This is a genomic window from Erwinia sp. QL-Z3, from assembly GCF_004551645.1.
Taxonomy (GTDB): Bacteria; Pseudomonadota; Gammaproteobacteria; order Enterobacterales; family Enterobacteriaceae; genus Erwinia; species Erwinia billingiae.
In genome coordinates, this window is the sequence record NZ_CP037950.1 from 3,395,176 (window position 1) to 3,416,570 (window position 21,395).

18 protein-coding genes are annotated in these 21,395 nt (G+C 56.5%); 11 read left to right on the forward strand and 7 right to left on the reverse strand.

Features of this window, described 5'->3' with window-relative positions:
- Nucleotides 1-6: 6 nt before the first annotated feature.
- The 4 genes from tssM to E2F51_RS16460 all read right to left on the reverse strand — a co-directional run bounded on the left by tssM (nt 7) and on the right by E2F51_RS16460 (nt 5,525).
- On the reverse strand, nt 7-2,130 hold the full coding sequence (gene tssM / locus E2F51_RS16445; RefSeq protein ID WP_134823984.1) for a type VI secretion system membrane subunit TssM: 2,124 nt from the start codon (nt 2,128-2,130) through the stop codon (nt 7-9).
- On the reverse strand, nt 2,130-3,356 hold the full coding sequence (icmH, locus tag E2F51_RS16450) for a type IVB secretion system protein IcmH/DotU (protein ID WP_134823985.1): 1,227 nt from the start codon (nt 3,354-3,356) through the stop codon (nt 2,130-2,132). Before icmH ends, tssM begins: the two co-directional genes overlap by 1 nt.
- A 99-nt stretch (nt 3,357-3,455) precedes the next feature.
- A complete protein-coding gene (locus E2F51_RS16455) occupies nt 3,456-3,968 on the reverse strand; it encodes an SH3 domain-containing protein (RefSeq protein ID WP_013201865.1) in 513 nt (170 codons plus the stop codon).
- Nucleotides 3,969-4,730: 762 nt separating this feature from the next.
- The gene (locus tag E2F51_RS16460; RefSeq protein WP_041691989.1) at nt 4,731-5,525 is read right to left on the reverse strand and encodes a DeoR/GlpR family DNA-binding transcription regulator; all 795 of its coding nucleotides are present in this window, start codon (nt 5,523-5,525) and stop codon (nt 4,731-4,733) included.
- A gap of 373 nt (nt 5,526-5,898) precedes the next feature.
- Between E2F51_RS16460 and E2F51_RS16465 the strand changes: the two genes are divergently transcribed.
- The 9 genes from E2F51_RS16465 (at nt 5,899) to E2F51_RS16505 (ending at nt 15,084) form a co-directional block, all read left to right on the forward strand.
- On the forward strand, nt 5,899-6,705 hold the full coding sequence (locus E2F51_RS16465; protein ID WP_134824892.1) for a transketolase: 807 nt from the start codon (nt 5,899-5,901) through the stop codon (nt 6,703-6,705).
- Nucleotides 6,705-7,622 carry a transketolase family protein gene (locus E2F51_RS16470; protein ID WP_134823986.1) on the forward strand — a complete coding sequence of 306 codons (918 nt, stop codon included), beginning with the start codon at nt 6,705-6,707 and terminating at the stop codon, nt 7,620-7,622. The genes E2F51_RS16465 and E2F51_RS16470 overlap by 1 nt, the downstream gene beginning before the upstream one ends.
- 10 nt (nt 7,623-7,632) lie before the next feature.
- Complete coding sequence (locus E2F51_RS16475; RefSeq protein WP_013201869.1) at nt 7,633-8,430, forward strand: GolD/DthD family dehydrogenase; 798 nt, start codon at nt 7,633-7,635, stop codon at nt 8,428-8,430.
- Between the two features lie 78 nt (nt 8,431-8,508).
- On the forward strand, nt 8,509-9,444 hold the full coding sequence (locus E2F51_RS16480) for a D-ribose ABC transporter substrate-binding protein (RefSeq protein ID WP_041691990.1): 936 nt from the start codon (nt 8,509-8,511) through the stop codon (nt 9,442-9,444).
- Between the two features lie 55 nt (nt 9,445-9,499).
- The gene (locus E2F51_RS16485; protein WP_013201871.1) at nt 9,500-10,117 is read left to right on the forward strand and encodes a DUF2291 family protein; all 618 of its coding nucleotides are present in this window, start codon (nt 9,500-9,502) and stop codon (nt 10,115-10,117) included.
- Nucleotides 10,118-10,120: 3 nt separating this feature from the next.
- On the forward strand, nt 10,121-11,671 hold the full coding sequence (locus tag E2F51_RS16490; protein ID WP_134823987.1) for a sugar ABC transporter ATP-binding protein: 1,551 nt from the start codon (nt 10,121-10,123) through the stop codon (nt 11,669-11,671).
- A gap of 30 nt (nt 11,672-11,701) precedes the next feature.
- A complete protein-coding gene (locus E2F51_RS16495; protein WP_013201873.1) occupies nt 11,702-12,769 on the forward strand; it encodes an ABC transporter permease in 1,068 nt (355 codons plus the stop codon).
- Entirely contained in the window at nt 12,762-14,297 is a 1,536-nt protein-coding gene (locus E2F51_RS16500) for an FGGY family carbohydrate kinase (protein WP_134823988.1), read from the forward strand. The genes E2F51_RS16495 and E2F51_RS16500 overlap by 8 nt, the downstream gene beginning before the upstream one ends.
- The gene (locus E2F51_RS16505) at nt 14,287-15,084 is read left to right on the forward strand and encodes a glucose 1-dehydrogenase (protein ID WP_053143516.1); all 798 of its coding nucleotides are present in this window, start codon (nt 14,287-14,289) and stop codon (nt 15,082-15,084) included. Before E2F51_RS16500 ends, E2F51_RS16505 begins: the two co-directional genes overlap by 11 nt.
- 9 nt (nt 15,085-15,093) lie before the next feature.
- On the opposite strand, the gene E2F51_RS16510 is transcribed toward E2F51_RS16505, so the two are convergent.
- A complete protein-coding gene (locus E2F51_RS16510; protein WP_013201876.1) occupies nt 15,094-15,642 on the reverse strand; it encodes a YbhB/YbcL family Raf kinase inhibitor-like protein in 549 nt (182 codons plus the stop codon).
- A gap of 212 nt (nt 15,643-15,854) precedes the next feature.
- Between E2F51_RS16510 and E2F51_RS16515 the strand changes: the two genes are divergently transcribed.
- On the forward strand, nt 15,855-17,285 hold the full coding sequence (locus tag E2F51_RS16515; protein ID WP_013201877.1) for a YchO/YchP family invasin: 1,431 nt from the start codon (nt 15,855-15,857) through the stop codon (nt 17,283-17,285).
- A gap of 70 nt (nt 17,286-17,355) precedes the next feature.
- On the opposite strand, the gene E2F51_RS16520 is transcribed toward E2F51_RS16515, so the two are convergent.
- Nucleotides 17,356-18,423, reverse strand: coding sequence for a porin (locus E2F51_RS16520; RefSeq protein WP_041691991.1), 1,068 nt, complete (start codon nt 18,421-18,423; stop codon nt 17,356-17,358).
- Between the two features lie 667 nt (nt 18,424-19,090).
- Between E2F51_RS16520 and E2F51_RS16525 the strand changes: the two genes are divergently transcribed.
- The gene (locus E2F51_RS16525) at nt 19,091-19,996 is read left to right on the forward strand and encodes a bestrophin family protein (protein WP_105759161.1); all 906 of its coding nucleotides are present in this window, start codon (nt 19,091-19,093) and stop codon (nt 19,994-19,996) included.
- A gap of 100 nt (nt 19,997-20,096) precedes the next feature.
- Here E2F51_RS16525 and E2F51_RS16530 read toward each other — a convergent pair whose 3' ends face one another.
- A complete protein-coding gene (locus tag E2F51_RS16530) occupies nt 20,097-21,164 on the reverse strand; it encodes a porin OmpC (protein ID WP_013201880.1) in 1,068 nt (355 codons plus the stop codon).
- Between the last annotated feature and the right edge of the window lie 231 nt (nt 21,165-21,395).

Genomic DNA, 21,395 nt, shown 5'->3' on the forward strand with positions numbered 1-21,395 from the left:
CCTTATTCAGTGAACGTTCGCTGCCACACGTTCAGCCGCAGGAATAATTACCGTGCCTGTTTCGGGCTGTCGTCCTGCATTTTCCAAATCCAGCGCTAACTTTCTCATCATCAGCGTATTGTCCCGGATAAAGGGAGAACTCTGGATCTGCCTGTCCAGCAGCTGGCTCAGATGCCAGTCCAGCTGCTGAAGCTGGCGGGTCGTGACGTTCGCCGGCAGGGTGCGCTGAAGATTCTGCATCACCCAGCCGCGTAAGAATTCGCCGTCATAGCTGCGTGGCTGATACAGCATCTGATACGCGCGCAACGCATTCCGGCTGAATTCACTGTCATCGCCTTTATCCTGCCGCAGGGTCTGGGTGATGTTCTGCGCCACGCGCGGCAGCAGCAGGGATTTCAACGCGTTCTGATAGAAGCCCCAGGCCGCATCGCTCACCTGGCCACCGCGATATAATCCGCCGCGCATGCTGAGCGGGGGCGCTTCAACCGAGAAACTCTCACTTTGCGGCAACGCCACCAGGCTGTTTAAGAAGGGTAGCAGATCCAGGATATCCCCGGAGTTATTGGCTGCCAGCCGTTTCGCCTGCTGGTCGACCGCGATCATCCGGCTTTCCACCTGGTGCAGATACTGCTGATTTTTATAATAGCTGGTGGTCCAGAGCATGGTGGCAATCATCAGCGCCAGTGCCAGCGAGGCATAACCGGCCCAGTGCAGCAGCCGGTTGCGGTGCTCCCAGGAGCGATCGCTGCCTGCCAGCCCGCTTTCGGCAAAAATCATGTCATCCATCAGCGAGCGGATAAAATAGCTCTGGCCTTTGTTCGCGGGGATTGGCGCATGGCGGTTAACCGAATCCCAGCTGGCAATGGAGTGGCCTGACGCCTGCGGCAGCTGCAGCTTTCTGTTCAACTCACCCATAATACGGTCAAACGGCAGCCCTTCCTGGGTGCCGCTGGTAAAGAACACCCCGCGCACGGACCACGGCATCTCGCCATTTTCCGGTGAGAAGACAATATCGAGGTATTCCGCCAGCAGTGGCCGTAAAGAAGCAAACTCCTGCGGGAACAGGAAGCACTCGGCCCGCAGCGTCAGGTCACTTTCCCGCGCCATATTGCCGGCCAGATCGTCCTGCAGTTGTTGGGTCAGCAGGCGGAACTGGCGGTCGAACAGCTGGTTGATGGCCGATTCGCTCTGGCGGTTATTTTCCCACGGGAAGCTGAAGCCCCAGATGCGATCGCGCTGCGCTTTATCCAGCGACGCGAAATAGCTCATAAAGCCTTTCAGCAGGTCCGTTTTAGTCACCATCACATACACCGGGAAGTGGATACCGGTTTGCTGGTGCAGTTCGGACATACGCTGACGCAGCGCCGTTGCCTGATTAAAGCGCGCTTCCGCCGAGTCGCTAAGCAGATCGGCGACGCTGACGGTCATGATCACCCCGTTGATCGGCTGGCGCGTGCGGTAGCGTTTCAGTAGGGTGATAAAGGTCTGCCACTCGCTGGCATCCTTCGCGCGCTGGCTTTCCTGCAGGGTATAACGCCCGGCGGTATCCAGCAGCACCGCGTCTTCGGTAAACCACCAGTCGCAATGACGGGTGCCACCAACGCCGCGCAGCGCGGTTTTGCCAAAGCTGTCGCTGAGCGGGAATTCAAGACCCGAATTCACCAGCGCCGTGGTTTTACCCGCGCCAGGCGCGCCGACAATCATGTACCAGGGCAGCTGGTACAAATACTGGGAATTAACGCGTTGCAGCCAGCCGCGCGGCTTTTTCTTGCGATCCCGCCCGCTAAACTGGGTTTTCTTCAGCCGCATGGCCGCTTCACTGAAGCGGGTGCTGAGCAACTCTTCGGTCATCGCCCGGTCGGCATAATCGACGTTGTCATTGCGCTGCAGGTTATTCAGCAAGCGCGAGTTAAACCAGGCGCGATACAGCTGGGGGATCAGCTGGAAGATAATCCACAGGAAGAAGCACAGGCAAATGGCCAGCTGGCGGTTAATGACCGGCTCCAGCCAGTGGCTGCCGCCGATTAACAGCTGAGGGCCAAGCATCCAGATCACCGCCGACAGCGCGCTGATGCCGAAAAAGCCCCACAGCAGGCGGCTAAAAATCAGGGAATAAAGGCGAGAAGACATCAGGATTTCCCCGCGGGTTTGCTGCTGCTCTGAACTTCAGGCGCCGGGAAAAGCAGGATTTCCACCCGGCGGTTTTGCGCCCGGTTTTCCTGGCTGTCGTTCGGCAGCAGTGGGTTGCTGTCACCGCGGCCTTCACCGCGGATCATATGGCCAGGTTGGATCATCAGCTGCTGCAATAGCGAGGTCAGCGTATGGGCCTGGGCCAGCGAATATTCATAATTAGACGGGAAGCGGGCGGTACGCTGCGGTTGGTTATCGGTATAGACGCTGACCTGCAGCGTGCCTTTGATGTTGTCCATGGCGGCGGCGACGCGCACCATGATCGCCCGACCCGCAGGGGTTAAATCACTGCCGCCGCGGTTAAACAGCTTGTCGGCCGCAATAATCACCTTGCTGCCATTGGCGCCGTCGGCAACATCCAGCGTGCGGTCAACAATCAGATCGTCCAGCCGCGTGCGCAAATCCAGCATCGCCTGCGTCGAGTTTGAGCGTCTGACCGGTTCGGCCTTGGGCAGCGGCGTTTGCCAGATGGCACGCAGCAGCGGCTCCGCCGAATTCCCCAGACGCCAGTTAAGGCCGGAATAAATCAGGCAGGCCACAAAGGCGGTCAGCATAACGCATGCCCACAACGGCACCGGCGGTCGCCAGAAGGTGTTCTGGCAGGCGGGCGATAACGGTTGGGGTTCGACCAGCGGTTGCTGCTGCACGCGGGTATCGCTAATCAACTGGGCCAGGCGGGTGCGCAACGCATCACGCTGCAGCTTACCCTGGTCGATGCCACGGTAACGGCCTTCATAGCCCAACAGCAGACAGTAGTGGATCACCTCAAGCAGCGGCAGATGCAATTTGGGATTTTGCGAGACGCGGGAAAGCAGCTGGAAGACTTTTTCGCCACCCCAACTTTCATTATGGAAGGTGACCAGCAGACCGTTGCCCGACCAGACGCCGCGCGTGCCCCACGGGGTTTGCGCCGCAGCTTCGTCCAGCACGCTGCACAGGCAATAGCGGGCACCAATGATCATGTCAAAAGGCAGGCCGGCTTGTTTACATCGGGTTTCAAACAGGCGGATCTCATCGACCAGTTGCTGACGCAGGCCGGCAGGGTCGTCATGCGTGGCTGCCAGGCGGATCTGCACAATTGCATTCAGCAACGGTGCCGCTGCGGCCAGCAACGGGTTTTCTGGGCTGACGTAAGGAAGCGCGTCAGCGGGGTATTCCGGGGTCATCAGGCTTTTACTGTCTCGGCTGTGTGGCGCCAGCAAGGCGGGCGCTTTGGGTCGTCGGATCGAAGAGTGATTTCTGGCCGTCCGTGGCGCAGAACGCGATTATTCCAGGATCCAGGTGGCCGTCGCGTTGTTGCGGCAGGCTTTACTTTGGCCACCCACATCGACGCACACTTTTTTGGCGTTTTTACGTGGGCGGGGACGATCGCTTTTGATCGTGGCGTCATACAGGTCGGTTTTCACGCCGGCTTTGAACGGCACGTAACCAATCAGCTGTTCCTGATCGGGATCGGCGATAGCCAGCCAGTGATTTTCCACTTCACCCAGTACGGTGAAAGGTTTGCCATTTTCAAGATAGCGGACGTTCTTGCCGCTGAAATCCGGGCTGGTCATCACCGACGCATTATACAGCGCGCGGTAGGTCTCATTGACGGGGGTAAACGACGTCGGTGCCTGCACCGCGTGACGGTGGGTGAACTTCACGCCATCCACTTCGCTGGTTACGATGGTGTCATCCGTTATCGGCGGAGGAGGAGCCTTGCATCCGGACAGGGACAGCACTGCCAACAGGGTAAACGCGATGCTTATTTTCACATTGGTCCTCATGCATTTCATCAGTGAGTCTTATAGTCCACAGGCAAAACCCCACAATCATTGTCATCGTCCGCTCAGGTAAACTGTCGGTAACAAGAAAAAAAGAGTCAGGTTTACAGAAAGATAAATTCGTTGTCAGTTTACCTGACGCTTTTGAGAATGGGAACAATTGCAGGCCGCCACTTTACATGTTATCAGCGGTCTGAGAGGTGACAATCTTTGCCTGAAAGGTGACAAGAAGTCAATTTGATTAGGATCGATAAACTGTCGCCAGACCGCATGAATAGCGGCGCTCAGAGCGGGCATCATCTGTTAACGGCTTCAGGGCTTAACGTATCAATGTGGCTAATGTTTTGCCCAGGCTGATTTTTTTATGCCAACACGCTTTTTTCAGTTAAAAGCCAGCGAGTTTCAGCAGGCGGCTCTGAAGGTGCTTAATCCAATCAGAAGCCGGTTGGCGGCAAGCGGACAGTGCTAAAAAAAGCCGCGCAATCGGGCTGGTCAGGAAATGCACACCGGGAGTGCGATTTGTGCATCATGGCAGGGCAAAACCGCCGGCGTGATTCGGCAACTGGCGCCAGTGGATCTGACGCTTTCTGGCCTTTATCAGGGAATCAGAGGGTTGACGATCTGGCACAGGCTTTGCAAAAACAGGGATACACAACAATGCATTTGTTTGACCGTTGACGGTTGCGCGAGTGCTTTTGATAAAGGCGTCCAACTTCGTGCTCACGGCACAGGCAGGACGCCTTTTTTTATCCTGCCGGTTTTACGCCAGTGAGGCTATCCCCGGGCAATCAATACCCTGACGCCCAGCGCTTCAAACGCCTCTGTCGACTCGGCGCTGATGCCGCTGTCGGTGATCAGGTACTGAATATTGCTCCAGTCACAGGGCAGGGCAAACATCGACACCTTGTCGATCTTGCTGGAGTCGGCCACCACATACACCGTGCTGGCCGAGCGGATCATCGCGCTTTTGACTTTGATATCGGTTTCGCTCGGGAAGCTCAGCCCCAGCTTGGGTGAAATGCAGGCGGTCGCCAGAAACAGCTTCTCGGCCAGTACGTTCTCAAAGAAGCTGGCCGCTTTCTCGCCGGAGGTGGAAAGAGTCGGGAACTTAAAGGTACCGCCGGTCAGCAGAATATTGACGCCGGGCTCACCGCCCAGCATCAGCGCGATATTGACTGCGGTGGTGACCACCGACAGCTTGTTGATGTGCCCAAGATGATGGGCGATAGCGGTGGTGGTGGTACCGGAGTCGAAAATCACCGTATCGCCATTTTCGATATGCTCCGCCGCCAGCCGGCCGATAGCATCCTTCTCATCAAGATGGGTTTGCCTCTCCAGCATCAGCGCGCCGGTATTCTGCTTACCGGTCATCAGCGTGGCACCGCCATGATAACGCTGGACATGTCCCTCTTTCTGCAACACGCGGAGATCGGTACGGATGGTGGCTTCCGTCAGGCCAAAGGCCTCCGTCAGCATCTTCACCGTCACCGTGCCGTCTTCCCGGATCATCTCAAGGATTTTTTCCCGCCGTTGCTGCATGTCGGCTAATTGTTCGCTTTTGCTTTTCAACCGAAACTCTCCCTTCACCTGCTGAACGGGCGAAAACCCGCGCCAAACGGCCATTAGCGCAAATATTACCTCTGCATTCGATTGAATGCGAGTCTGGTATTTTTTCCTTTTCGTTTTCGTTCGAAAGTCTATGCACGGCAACAGCCTTGATTTTAAACATATTTTTAGCATTTTTGTCCTTACTCTTATTCTGAATAATGGGGATTAAACTGGTAGATCAAGGACTTAATCTTTCGAACGGCTTTTGTTTGAAATTTGATCTACCCCACAATATGCTTATAAACGATAGCGTATATTTTTATTCGAAAACGAATGAGCCGCAGGACTGGCACTTCGCTATCCGGTCAGCGGCGTTACAGACGAAGAGGTAATGATGGACTTTCAGGCAATCAAACAGACAGCGCGTCAGGCCCGACGTTATGTCCTGCAAATGAATCATCGGGCGGGAAAAGGGCATACCGGCGCCGACCTCTCAGAGGTAGACATCATCTGTACGCTGTTTATGGGGGTGATGGATCGCGGTGCTGAGCGTCCCGATCAGGATCGTTTTATTTTATCGAAAGGCCACGGCGCAGGCGGGCTGTATTGCAGCGCGGCGGCGATGGGGCTGATTGACCCGGCGATCCTCGACCAGTTTATGGGCGACGACACGCTGCTGGCAGGCCATCCGGTCAGGCAAAAGCTGCCGGATCTGGTCGAGATTAACTCCGGCGGCCTCGGGCACGGCTTGCCGATCGGCGTCGGCCTGGCGATGGGCAACAAGCTGTCCGGCATGGGCCATCGTCGGGCGTTTGTGCTGCTTGGCGACGGTGAACTGGCGGAAGGCTCGAACTGGGAAGCGGCGATGTCCGCCAGCAAATTCAAGCTCGATAACCTGGTGGCCATTGTGGACCGTAACCGCCTGCAGCTGGCGGGCAAAACCGAAGACATCATGCCGCTGGAACCGCTGGCAGATAAATGGCTGGCGTTCGGTTTCGAGGTGCTGGAGTGCGACGGTCACGATCCTGAAGCCATTGCCAATGCGGTGAATCAGCCGTCGACCGGCAAACCCCGGGTGATCCTCGCCAATACCGAGAAAGGCCACGGCATCTCCTTTATGGCGAACGTCCCGGCCTGGCACCACTCGGTCCCTAATGATGAGCAGCTGGCCCTTGGGCTGGCAGAGCTGGAGGAAGACTAATGCAAGACTTACGCGACGCGATCATCGCCACGCTGGTCGATGAACAACAGAACGGGGCGAACCTCAGCGTGATGGTTGCTGACTCCACCTCAACCTCCAAAATTGCGCCATTTGAAAAGGCCTTCCCCGATCGGGTGATTAACGTTGGCATCGCCGAGCAGAACATGGTCGGCATGGCGGCGGGCATGGCACTGAGCGGCCGCACGGTGTTTACCGCCAACGCCGCACCGTTCCTGTTTGCCCGCTCTAATGAGCAGGTCAAAAACGATATTTGCTACACCGAAACCAACGTCAAAATGCTTGGCCTGAACGCCGGCTTTGCCTACGGGCCGCTGGGTGCCACTCACCACTGTACCAATGACATTGCCATTGCCCGCACCTTCGGCAACCTGCAGGTGTTTGCCCCGGCCGATGCCGTGCAGGCCAGCGCCATTGCACGTTACGCCATTCAGCACACCGGTCCGGTCTATATCCGTATGGACAGTGACAAAGTGCCGGTGCTGCATGGCGACGATTACCAGTTCGTTCCCGGCAAGCCGGAAGTGCTGCAGGAAGGCAAACAGACGGTGGTGTTCTGTATGGGCACGCTGGCCCATGAAGCGCTGGCGGCAAAAGACGACAGCATCACCATCGTTTCCCTGCCGTCGCTGTGGCCGCTGGATGAAGCCGCGGTGGTGAAACTGATTAGCGCGCACCAGCAGGTGATCACCATGGAAGAGCATTCGCTGAGCGGCGGACTGGGCAGCATTATCGGTGAAATTCTGCATAAGCACGCGCTGCGCCAGCGGTTTACCCCGTTGGGGATCCCGGCTTACGAATTTACCCACAGCAGCAGTCGCGCTGCACTGCGCAGCCAGTTTCGCATCGATGCGGAAGGTCTGCGCACCACCTTACAACACGTTGTCGCCGCCGCCTGAGGACCCACTGATGAGCAATGAATATGATGTCAATCTGCGCTATGGCGTGGATACCAACATGGATCTGACCGGCAAGGTCGCGGTGGTCACCGGCGGGCTGGGCGGCATCGCCATGGCCAGCAATAAAATGCTGCTGGAAAAAGGCGCCAGCCTGGCGCTGCTTTACCCGGCATTTGAACAGAGCAAAGTGAGCGACGTGGCCAGCCAGTTTGACGCCAGCCGCGTGCAGTTTGTGCAGTGCGATGTGACTGATCCGGCCTCAGTGGAACAGGCCATTTCAGACGTGGATGCGCATTACGGCCATATCGACATTCTGGTCAACTGTGCCGGTTATGTGATGTTGCAGCCGGTGCTGGAAACCGCGTTTGACGAGTGGCAAAAGCAGGTCGCCGTTAACCTGACCGGGCCGTTCCTCTGCTCGCAGGCGGTGGCAAAACGCATGGTGAAAGCCGGCAGGGGCGGAAAAATTATTAATATCGCCTCGCAGGCCGCCTCCATCGCCATCGATAACCATGTGGCTTACACCTCGGCCAAGGCCGGATTACTGGGCATGACCAAGGTGATGGCCAAGGAGTTTGCGCCACACAAAATTAACGTGAATACCCTCTCTCCGACCGTGGTGCTGACACCGATGGGCGAAAAAGCCTGGCGGGGAGAAAAAGGTGAGGCAATGAAGCAATTAATCCCAATGGGACGCTTCGCCTACACCGACGAGATTGCCGCCGCCGTGCTGTTCTTTGCCAGCAACGGTAGCGACATGATTACCGGCGCCGATCTGATGATCGATGGCGGCTTTACCATTTGGTAGTACTTCGCCCAGACCAGAGAAGCGAGTCCGAACGCAATACCCTACACGCTGACCCTACAATAATGAGAGAACATCACTATGAACATGCGTTTAACTGTATTAGCCGTTGCCACCGCCTGCACTTTTTCCCATGCGGCGCTGGCAGCCGATAAAGGCACCATTATGATAATGGTGAACTCGCTGGATAACCCTTATTACGCCTCAGAAGCGAAAGGGGCCAATATGAAGGCGCAGGAATTAGGCTATAAAACGTCGGTCCTGTCTCACGGCGAAGATGTGAAGAAACAAAGCGAGCTGATCGATGCCGCGATCGGTAAAAAAGTGCAGGGCATTATCCTCGATAACGCCGACTCCACCGCCAGCGTCGCCGCCATTCAGAAAGCCAAGGATGCCGGCATTCCGGTGGTGCTGATTAACCGCGAAATCCCGGTCGATAACGTCGCGCTGGAGCAGATTACCCACAACAACTTCCAGGCCGGCTCTGACGTCGCCAACGTTTTCGTCGAGAAGATGGGTGAGAAGGGCAGCTATGCCGAACTGACCTGTAACCTCGCCGACAATAACTGCGTGACCCGCTCCAAATCCTTCCACCAGGTTCTCGACCAGTACACCGACATGAAAAGCGTCGCCCGCCAGGATGCGAAAGGCACCCTGATCGACGGCAAGCGCATCATGGACAGCATTCTGCAGGCGCATCCGGACGTGAAAGGGGTGATCTGTGGTAATGGCCCGGTGGCGTTGGGGGCGATTGCCGCGCTGAAAGCCGCAGGCCGTAACGATGTGATCGTGGTCGGTATTGATGGCAGCAATGATGAACGTGACGCGGTGAAAGCCGGCACGCTGAAAGCCACCGTGATGCTGCAGGCTCAGGCCATCGCCGCGCAGGGTGTGACCGATCTCGATAACTTTATCCAGAAAGGCACCAAGCCTGAGAAACAGCGTGTGATGTTCCGCGGCATTCTGATCAACCCGGACAATGCCTCGAAGGTTCAGGACTTCAATTACAAATCCTGAGTCGTGGTTGTGGTGATACTGCTGCGCCCCTTACGGGGCGCAAAGGAGAGAATTTATGTCCAGGCGAGTCTGGCTGGCAGTCGCGGCGTTAACCCTTGGCGGTTGCCGCATTGTGTCGCAACAGGAATTAGCCGACCTGAAAAACCCACCCAATCCGGCCATGGCGAACGTCACCAATACCTATCAGCAGAAGATCGTGCCGCAGGTGCTAAACGATGCCAAACCGCTGGGCGAGGTAATGAAAGATCTGGCCGCGGCGAAGGACATCGACAGCGCCTGTAAGCAGTTTGGCTACCGTAGCCAGGAAGAGAATCCGTGCGTCTTCACCGTGAAGATTAACGGCACGGTGTCGGCGGTGAATACCACCTCACGCAGCGGCAAGATGACGGTAAAAGACGTCAGCGGCCAGGACGTGGTGGTGCAGATTGGCCCGATAATTCGTGGCACCGCCCTGCGCGATGTCTACAAAGGTTCCAGCTATCAGGACTTCAACGATCAGGTGCTGTTTGGGGATTACGGCCGGGCGATCAACACCCTGGCCTCGAATGAAGTGAAAAAACTTCAGCCGAAAGTGGGCGATCGGGTGGAAGTCGATGGCGTGTTCAGCAGCTGGGACGTGCCGCAATCCGCACCGGATATCACTCCGGCCCGCGTTGTCCGTCAACAGGAGTAAATCATGGCGCACACTGAAGCGGATGTCCTGACGCCGGCCAGCCAGCAGTCGGACGTGATTATCGAAACCCGCAATGTTTCCCGCATTTATCCGGGCGTCACCGCGCTGGATTCGGTGGACTATCGCGTCTATCGCAACAAGGTCAACGTGCTGATCGGCGAAAACGGCGCGGGCAAATCCACCATGATGAAAATGCTGGCGGGCGTGGAAGTGCCGTCCTCCGGGCAGATCCTGCTGGATGGCGAGCCGGTGACCTTACACACCACGCAGCAGGCCGAGAAACACGGTATCAGCATCATTTTTCAGGAGCTGAACCTGTTCCCGAATATGAACGTGATGGACAACATTTTTATCGGCAACGAATTCTTCCAGCGTGGGGTGATCAACGAGAAATACCAGTACCAGCTGGCGAAGGCACTGCTGGAAAGGCTGGAGCTGGATGTCGATCCCTATGCGCCGTTGAACGAACTGGGCATTGGCCATCAGCAGCTGGTCGAGATCGCCCGGGCGCTGTCGAAAGACACCCGCGTGCTGATCATGGACGAGCCGACCTCCGCCCTCAGCCAGTCGGAAGTGAAGGTGCTGTTTAACGTCATTGAGGCGCTGAAGCGCCGTGGCGTCACCATCATCTATATCTCTCACCGGCTGGAAGAGCTGATGGAAATTGGCGATCACATCACCATTTTCCGCGACGGCCGTTTTATCAGCGAGCGTGAAGTCCGCGATGCCAGCGTGCCGTGGATCATCGAGCAGATGGTCGGCGACAAGAAAAAGCACTTTGATTATCAGGCCGCCGAGCAGGGCGACGCGGTACTCAACGTCAATGGCTTAACCGCGCTGGCGCAGAACGGCGGCTACAAGCTTAACGACGTCAGCTTCTCGCTGCGCAAAGGCGAAGTGGTCGGCATTTATGGCCTGTTGGGGGCCGGACGTACCGAGCTGTTCAAAGGTCTGATTGGCCTAATGTCCTGCCAGAGCGGCAGCGTCACGCTGAACGGCGAATGCCTCGACAAGCGCAATTTCCAGTACCGCCTGAAGAAGGGCATTGCGCTGGTGCCGGAAGATCGTAAAGGCGAAGGGGTGATCGAGCTGATGTCGATCAAAACCAATATGACCCTGAGCGATCTGAGCCTGAAAGGCTTCCGCCGCGCGCTGAACCTGCTGCATCCGCAGAAAGAAGCGCAGCGGGTCAACGAGATGATCGAACGGCTGGCGATCAAGGTCAGCGATGTTGAACTGCCGATCACCTCGCTTAGCGGCGGCAATCAGCAAAAGGTGGTGCTCGGCAAAGCGTTGATGACCGGCCCGGAAGTGGTGCTGCTGGATGAGCCGACGCGTGGCATTGATGTCGGCGCCAAAACTGACGTTTATCACCTGATTGGGTCAATGGCCCGGCAGGGACTGGCAGTGATGTTTTCCTCCTCAGAGCTGGATGAGGTCATGGCGTTGACCGACCGGATCCTGGTGATGGCCGATGGAAAAATCACCGCCGATTTACCCCGGGCTGAAGCCACCCGCGAGCGGCTTATCACGGCGTCCACTCCACATGATTAGCGTGCCCCCCGGGCGTTGAGGAACAAGACCATGAACCAGAAATATTTGCTCTATATGTATCTGCTGAAGGCCCGTACGTTTATCGCGTTGCTGATCGTCATTGGCTTTTTCAGCGTGATGGTGCCGAACTTTTTGACTCCGTCTAACCTGCTGATCATGACCCAGCACGTGGCGATCACCGGTCTGCTGGCAATCGGCATGACGCTGGTGATCCTCACCGGCGGTATCGACCTGTCCGTCGGCGCGGTGGCCGGGATTTGCGGCATGGTGGCCGGTGCGCTGCTGACCAACGGCCTGCCGCTGTGGGGCGGACAAACGCTGTTCCTCAACGTGCCGGAAGTGATCCTGGTAGTCACCCTGTTCGGCATCGTGGTTGGGCTGATCAATGGCGCGGTGATCACCCGGCTCGGTGTGGCACCGTTTATCTGTACGCTGGGCATGATGTATGTCGCGCGCGGTGCCGCGCTGTTATGGAACGATGGCAGCACCTACGCCAACCTGGTGGGCTTGCCGCAGCTGGGCAATACCGGTTTTGCCATTCTTGGCTCGGGCAGCATTTTGGGCGTCTATATCCCGATCTGGATGATGGTTGGCCTGCTGCTGGTCGGCCTGTATATCACCCGTAAAACGCCGTTGGGGCGCTATATCTACGCCAGCGGCGGTAACGAGTCGGCGGCCCGGTTGGCCGGTGTGCCAATCATCAAAGTGAAAGTGTTTGTTTACGCCTTCTCGGGGATGTGTGCGGCGCTGGTGGGATTGATTGTCGCCTCGCAGCTGCAAACGGCGCACCCGATGACCGGCAACATGTTTGAAATGGACGCTATCGGGGCCACGGTACTGGGTGGAACCGCGCTGGCGGGCGGTCGCGGTCGTGTGTCGGGCTCAATTATCGGCGCGTTCGTGATCGTCTTCCTCGCCGATGGCATGGTGATGATGGGCGTCAGCGACTTCTGGCAGATGGTGATTAAAGGCCTGGTGATTGTCACCGCGGTGGTTATCGACCAGTTCCAGCAACGCCTGCAAAGCAAAGTGGTGCTGATGCGTCGTCACGAAAAAAAGCAGGCGGCCGCGCCGCTCTCTGAGGTCAGTCATGGCTAGAGAGCTGATCATTGCGCTGGATGAAGGCACCAGCAATGTTAAAGCGGTCGCCATTGATGCCCGTGGACAGGTAGTGGCCAAAGCCTCGCGCCCGCTGACGGTGGACACGCCACGCTCAGGCTGGGTGGAGCAGGACGGCATGATGCTGCTGAACGCCTCGCTGACCGTGGTCAGCGAGGTTATCCACAGCGTTGGCGAAAACCACGTCGCGGCGCTGGCAATCAGTAACCAACGTGAAACGGCGATGGGCTGGGAGCGGGCAACCGGGAAACCGATCGCGCCGGCAATAACCTGGCAGTGTTCCCGCTCTTCACCATTTTGCGAGCAGCTCAGAGGCGATCATCAGGATGCGTTGATCCGTTCGGTGACCGGCCTGCCGATTGCGCCGCTGTTTTCCGCCTCAAAAATGCGCTGGCTGCTGGATAACACCGCAGATGGCGCGGAAAGGGCGGCTAACGGTGAGCTCTGCCTCGGCACCATCGATGCCTGGCTGCTGTGGCATTTTACCGGTGGCAAGCAGTTCCGCTGCGATACCTCCAACGCGGCACGCACCCAGCTGCTGAATCTGCAAACCGGCGAGTGGGATGAGGCGATGCTGGCGCTGTTTGGCCTGCCGCGCGTGGCCTTACCAGAAATTCATCCGTCCAGCGGACTGTTTGGCACCACCCGTGGCCTGAGCGGTATTCCCGATGGTCTGCCGATTATGGCGATGGTCGGCGATTCCCATGCCGCGCTCTATGGGCACGGGCTGGGGCAGGCGGGCGGCGTAAAAGCGACCTACGGCACCGGTTCTTCGGTGATGGCGCCGCTGCTGACGCCGGATACCAGTATTACTCAGCTGGCGACCACCGTCGCCTGGCATGATGGCGAACGTCTGGTGTACGGGCTGGAAGGCAATATTCCGCACACCGGCGACGGCGTGGCCTGGATGGCACAGGCTACCGGGCTGACCGACGGCAAAGGACAGGTCCTCAGCCGGGCGCTGCATGAACTGCCTGCCAGCATCGACTCAACGCTGGGCGTTTATTTCGTGCCGGCGCTGACCGGCACCGGCGCGCCCTGGTGGGACGATCAGGCGCGCGGGGTGATTTGCGGCCTCAGTCGTGGCGTGACGCCAGCCCATCTGATCCGCGCTTCGCTGGAGGCCATTGCGTACCAGATTGCCGACGTGATCACCGCCATGCGTCAGCATCCCGGCTTCCATCTTGAGACGCTGATGGTTGACGGCGGCCCGACGCAAAACCCGTGGCTGATGCAGTTTCAGGCCGATCTGCTGGGTTGCCCGGTGGCGCGCAGCAGTACGCCAGAACTGTCGGCGCTGGGCGCGGGATTACTGGCAAGGCGCGCGCTGGAACAGCTTAACGACAGCCAGCTGATCGCGCTGTTACCTGAACACGATTGCTGGCTGCCTGACGCCGCCCGCCATCAGCAACTTAACACCAGTTGGCAAGGCTGGCGTGAGGCGGTACAGCGCACGCTCTGGCAGCCTGCTGGCCAAACCCATCAAGGAGAACAGCATGAAGCGTAATTTTGCGGGCAAAACCGTGGTGATCACCGGCGCCTGTCGGGGAATTGGGGCGGGCATCGCCGAGCGTTTCGCCAGCGACGGCGCCCGTCTGGTGATGGTTTCAAACGCGGAGCGGGTGTTCGAAACCGCCGAAAAGATTAAGGCGGCGCACGGCAGTGAGATCCTCGCGTTGCAGGTGGACGTCACCGATGAACAGCAGGTGCAGCATCTGTATCAGGAAGCGGCATCCCGCTTTGGTACCATCGACGTCTCGATTCAGAACGCGGGGGTGATCACCATCGATACCTTCGACAAAATGCCGAAGTCTGACTTTGATAAGATTCTGGCGGTGAACACCACCGGCGTCTGGCTGTGCTGCCGTGAAGCGGCAAAATATATGGTCAAACAGCAGTCGGGCAGCCTGATCAACACCTCGTCAGGCCAGGGACGTCAGGGGTTTATCTACACGCCGCACTATGCCGCCAGTAAAATGGGCGTGATTGGCATTACCCAGAGCCTGTCGCAGGAGCTGGCACCGTGGAACATCACCGTTAACGCCTTCTGTCCGGGCATTATCGAAAGCGAGATGTGGGATTATAACGATCGGGTGTGGGGCGAAATTCTCAGCACCGAACAGAAAACCTACGGCAAGGGCGAACTGATGGCGGAGTGGGTGCAAAATATTCCGTTGAAGCGGGCAGGGCAGCCGCAGGATGTCGCCGGGCTGGTGGCCTTTTTAGCGTCCGATGATGCGCGATACATCACCGGACAGACCATCAACGTCGACGGCGGATTAATCATGTCCTGAGGACATCGGTTACTCGTTGCCAAACCGCCCAATCAATCCGGCCGCACCTAAGGTGTGGCCTTTTAGTTTGCTGAGTAATTCCTCGCGGGTTAAGCCCTGTCCCAGCGCGTTGGCCGGTAAATCCGTGGCGATCAGCGTGAAGTTATAGTGGTGCTGTCCGCTGCCTGCCGGCGGGCAGGGGCCGTAATAGCGCAGGGTGCCTGGGCTGTTTTTGCCGCCGGTATAGCCTTTGCCGTCAGTCAACTCTCCTCTGGCAAAGCTGGTGCGCTGGAAGGGAATGTTGTAGGCCACCATATGATTGACGCCCAGTCCTTTTGCGCCGACCGGATCCACCAGCGTCAGGGCAAAGCTTTTGGTGCCCGGCGGCGGATTGTTCCAGCTCAGGGCCGGCGAGATGCCTTCGCCGGTGCAGCTGGCATTCCCTTTGGCATTGCCGGCAAAGGTTTTGGCCATCACATCATTGTCATTAAAGTCGGGCGAATGGAGGGTGAAAACGGGCGCGGCGCTGGCCGCAGTCGCACAAGCCAGCAAAGAGAAACAGAGCAAAATTCTTTTCATCAGTCACATCCTGTTGGTAAATGCCTGGTCAAAGCCTGGACGATCCTCCTTATGTTCGCCAGTTAACTGGATGATTTGGATAGAATCCGATCAACCAGGAGCCATCTGACTCGCGCTCCTCCGCGTATTACGTTACCCTTTGATTAGATTTGTGATCTGTCTTACGTTTTTCACGTTTAAAAACTGCATTGCCGCAGGCAATCATTGAGGTTATGACAAAATTTCACCCGATCCGCTCACTTTGCGCTGTGCTGGTGCTGGTTCTGGCCGGCGGTGCTGACCATGATGCGCAGGCGCTGACCACGGATACCCGTGTCGCCGATGCGCCGTTTGACGATCCCGCCCGTTTTAGCCAGTCGCTGCCGGACTTAGGCAGCACCGCATCTGATGACAGCGCGTTAGAGAAACGCGTCGCCCAGGCGATGAAAACCATTGGCGAAGCCAGTATGAGCAGTGATGACGATCAGTCACTGGGCAGCGAGGCGGGCCAGTGGGCATTCAATCACTTCCGGGACGAGGCCGCCAAACGGGCCGAGACCGAAGGGCAGCAGCTGCTCTCACCTTACGGTCGCGCCAGTATGTCGCTGATGGTGGATATGAAGGGCGACTTTTCCGGCACTTCTGCGCAATTAGTGACGCCCTGGGCGGACAACTATCGCTATCTCACCTTCAGCCAGCTCGGCGTCGAACAGACCGATTACGGTCTGGTGGGCAATGCCGGCGTGGGGCAGCGTTGGGTGGCCGGTCACTGGCGGGTCGGATACAACGCCTTTGTCGATCAGATGTTTGAATCCAATCAGCAGCGCGGATCGCTGGGCGCGGAAGCCTGGGGTGACTATCTGCGCTTCTCGGCCAACTATTATCAGCCGCTTTCCGGCTGGCGCGATCAAAACAGCCTGACCGAGATGCGTATGGCGCGCGGTTATGACATCACGTCGCAGGGCTATCTGCCGTTTTACCGCCAGCTGGGCGTATCGTTAAGCTATGAGCAATATCTTGGTGACAACGTGGATTTGTTTAACAGCGGCACCCAGGGCAGCAATCCGTCGGCGATTGAGCTGGGCGTCAGCTATACGCCGGTGCCGCTGTTTACCGTCACCGCCAGCCATAAAACCGCCGATACCGGCGAAACCCAGGATCAGTTCGGTCTGAAGATGAATTATCAGATTGGCGTCGCGCTCAGCAAGCAGCTGTCGGCGGATAACGTGGCGGCAGCCCGTTCGCTGAGCGGCAGCCGCTATGACACGGTGAACCGGAATAACTCACCGGTGATGGAGTTCCGTCAAAGTAAGACGCTGTCGGTGTTCCTCGCTACGCCGCCGTGGCAGGTTCAGCCGGGCGAAACGTTGCCGCTGAAGCTGCAAATTCGTCATGCCAATGCGATCAAGGCCATCAGCTGGCAGGGTGATACCCAGGCGCTGAGCCTGACGCCGCCCGCCAGCAATACCGATCCGCAGGGCTGGAGCATCATTATTCCGGCCTGGGACAGTTCAGAAGGGGCGAGCAATGAGTATCGTCTTTCGGTCACGCTGGAGGACAGCAAGCAGCAGCGCGTTACCTCTAACTGGATCACCCTGAAGCTGGTGGCACCGGTCACTCTGCAGGGGGATCAGCAAAACCCGTATGATTTGATGGCACCCTGAGCCGCAGGCGTAAAAAAGGGCCTTTCCTTGTCAGACACAGGTGAAAGGCCCGGGGATAATACAGCGAGGGTTAGAACTGGTAAATCAGGCCGATGCCGGTGATATCATCCGTTGGCAGACCCAGCGGGTTGTCCTCTTTCAACAGGTTGATGCGGTGCTCGATGTACGCCACCATATTCACATTCATAAAGTACTTCGCGCCGATATTGGCGTACTTATAAATATCCGCATCGCCCACCCCTTCAATATCCTTCGCGCGCGAGGCGACATACGCCAGCGACGGCTGTAAGCCATTGAGGAACAGATACTGAGCTACGGCTTCAAAGTTTTGCGCCTTGTTGGCAAAGCCGCCGTCGATTGGCGTCGCATTGCGCGTCTGGCCATACATGGCCGCCAGATAGAACTGGTTCATGTCATATTTAATGGCGGTTGACCAGAGTTCGGCACGCTTGCCTTCGCCGCGTAGTGCCAGGTTCTGCGCATCGGTTCGATCGATGCTGGCCCAGGCGGCAACCATGCTGATACCGGCATCACTGTTATAGCCCACCGACGTGGCGTAACCGTCACCGTTAGAGCGGACAACGCTGCGGCTGCCCTCACGTTCATTTTTGCCCTGATACTGGGCAGCCCACTGCAGACCCTCAACCATACCGAACAGGTTTGACGTGCGCCAGGTTGCGACACCGCCCGAGCGGCTGGTAAGGAACACGTCACTGTAGGCGGCGTCACCGCCAAACTTAGGCAGCACATCGGTGTATGACAGCGCGTCATAAATCAGGCCGTAGTTGCGGCCATAGTCGAGGCTACCGTAGTCACCGAACTTCAGACCCGCAAAGCCCAGGCGGGCGCGGTTGCCGTTTTGCACGCCTTCGCCTTCGGGGTTATCAAGCCGGAACTGGTATTCAAACATGCCGTAGCCGGTCAGGCTGTCGCTGATTTGCGTTTCGCCCTTGAAGCCTAAGCGGGCGTAGCTGTCATCACCGTGTTTGCTGTCGTTAGAGGAAAAAATGCGCGAGACATCGACCTTTCCGTTGAGGTCAATTTTATTGCCGTCTTTGTTGAAGATCTCAGCTGCATGAATACAGCCGATTCCCATGAAGGTAGAAATAACCAATGCTAATAATTTGACTTTCATTATGCGAACACCCTGTTCATTTTAAGACGCCCACTTGCGTCGCGTTAGAAAATGCCATGAAGGGGCTGAATAAATGAACATAATATAAGTAACAAAATGTAAATATTTAATTTAGATCACTTAATTCGCGGGTGGGTAATTGAGGTGTTATGCGCTTTTTATTTAACGATAACGTTATTATTATGTTTACTAATTTATCAATGAGTTGATTTTATTGAGTTTTATTTGACTCCGCTCGCGAGCGATCTTTAATGGCATCCACAGGGAATAAGTTCAATGCGTTGATGGGATGTTTACCTCTTAATATTTTTATTATTAATGTTAACCGTTACGTGAATCGCTTATCGGTTCCATTTAATTAGCGCTGTAATGCAGGGTGTTTATTTAATCAGGTCTGATAAGCGTGTATTTTTGTCGAAAGTATCCTGAAAAATATTCCGACCGTGGGTCGGGGCAATTCCACCCGCCGATCGATTACAACGCCCTCTATTACGTCAATTTAAGGTGTCAGCGGGTAAGTTTTGCTGTGGTAAGCAGGAAAGGGAAGGCGCTCAGGGGGTCGTCAGTACGCGCTCCTGTCACGATTAAATGAGATCAATATCACAAAAAACCGCTGTGCAGCGCCGTCGGAATTTGCCAGAATCCAGAAAAATCCTGCAGATCCTCAATTATGATAATTCGTCCACATCGCCACTGGTTTGTTCGTTTATTCTCCTGGCACGGTTCTGTGCTGTCCGGCATCATGTTTCGGCTTGGGTTGAATTTGCTGATGTCTATCGTGGCGATTTATTGCCTCGATTGGTACGAGACGCTGGGCGTCAAGCTGACGCTCGCGCCGTTCAGTTTGCTCGGCGTGTCGATCGCCATCTTCCTCGGCTTCCGTAACAGCGTCTGCTATGCACGCTTCACCGAAGCCCGCCAGCTGTGGGGCAATCTGCTGATCGCCAGTCGAACCATTATGCGTCAGGTACTGGCGATTTCGCCGACCGATGCGCCGCGCATCAGTGCCCTGTTGATGGCCTTCTGTTACAGCCTGAAGCATCAGTTACGTCAGACCGATCCCAAAGAGGATCTTCATCGTTATTTAGGTGACGAGGCCGAGGAAATTTTGCGCCGCCGGGCGCAGACCAATGCCATCGAAATGAAGATTTCTCAGTGGCTGGCGGAGCAGCGCCGTACTGGCGAGGTATCCGATATCGTGTATGCGCAGCTGGACAGCAGCATTCATCAGCTGTCGCAGGTATTGGGAGGATGTGAGCGTTTAGCCAGCATGCCGCTGCCTTTTGCCTATGGTCTGCTGTTGCACCGCACGGTGTATCTGTTCTGTACCTTACTGCCGTTTGCGCTGGTGCCGGATCTGCATTACATGACGCCGCTGGTCTCGGTGTTTATCGCCTACAGTTTCCTGTCGCTGGATACGCTGGCCGAAGAGCTGGAGATGCCGTTTGGCTATGCCAACAACCACCTGCCGATGGATGCCATGTGCACCAATATTGAGATCAATCTTCTCGAGATGAATAACCAGCGCGATCTGCCTGACACACCAAAACCGGACAGGTACTACCGCCTGACCTGATGCACACGCGGGATTGCTGAGCATAAAAAAAGGGCCGTAAAGGCCCTTTAACACGTCACCTTCTTCAGACACAGGCAGAGGGTGATGAGGTCAGGATCGGTCAGAACTGGTAAGTCAGACCGACGGCGGTAATGTCATCATCCGCCAGGCCCAGCCCATTATCGCTGTCCAGCAGGTTGATACGGTACTCGGCATACGCCAGCATGTTTTTGTTGAAGTAGTAGTTGGCACCCACGCTGACATATTTATAGATGTCTGCGCTGCCAATGGTTTCGATGTCTTTACCCCGTGAAGAGACATACGCCAGGGAAGGGCGGAAACCGTTGAGGAATTGATACTGCGCAACCGCTTCAAAGTTCTGCGCTTTGTTGGCAAAGCCGCCGCTGATTGGCGTGGCGTTATGCGTTTCGCCATACATTGCAGCAAGGTAGATCTGGTTGGCATCATACTTGACGGCCGTTGACCAGATTTCAGCGCGGTCGCCTTCACCGCGGGTAGCCAGATTCTGGGCGTTAGTGCGGTCAATGCTGCCGTAGGCGCCAACCATGCTTAAGCCAAAGTCAAAATCATAGGCAATGGACGCCGCATAGCCATCCCCATTTGCCCGGCGGACCGCATTAGCGCCGCTACGCTCATTCTTGCCCTGATACTGGGCGGCCACGCTCAGGCCATCAACCAGACCAAAGAAGTTGCTGTTACGCCAAGTGGCGACGCCGGTGGAACGGCCGGCCAGGAAGGCATCGGTATAGGCGGAATCACCGCCAAATTTTGGCAGCATATCGGTGTAAGCCAGCGCATCGTAAATCACACCGTAGTTGCGGCCGTAATCGAACGAGCCGGCGTCACCGAACTTCAAGCCGGCATAACCCAGTCGGGTTTTATTGCCGGTCTGCGCGTCATCACCTTCTGAGTTATTCAACTGGTACTGATATTCCCAACGGCCGTAGCCACTGAGCTGGTCGGTGATCTGCGTCAGGCCCTTAAAGCCCATACGGGCATAGCTGTTATCGCTGTTGTTAGCATCATCAGAAGAGAACAGGTGGCTGACGTTAATTTTGCCGGTCAGATCAACTTTGTTACCGTCTTTATTGTAGATTTCGGCGGCGTTAACGCTGCCAATCCCGAGGATGGCAGGAATGACCCATGCCAGAAAGTTGCGCTTCATCATTAAGTAACCCTGTGAATTAATTATTGTAATGACGTCGAATGCGTCGGAAAAGAAAATGACACAGGACGGCGTGACATAAAAACTAAATATATGTAACATTGTGTAAATAAAGGTGGGTTATCAGAATTTCCAATGGTAATTAGCTTTTTTTCTACTTTTTAATGCCACTTTCTTATCATGGATAGAGGTTGCTTTTGTCGTTGGATTGCGGTGTATATTGTTGTTTTAGCG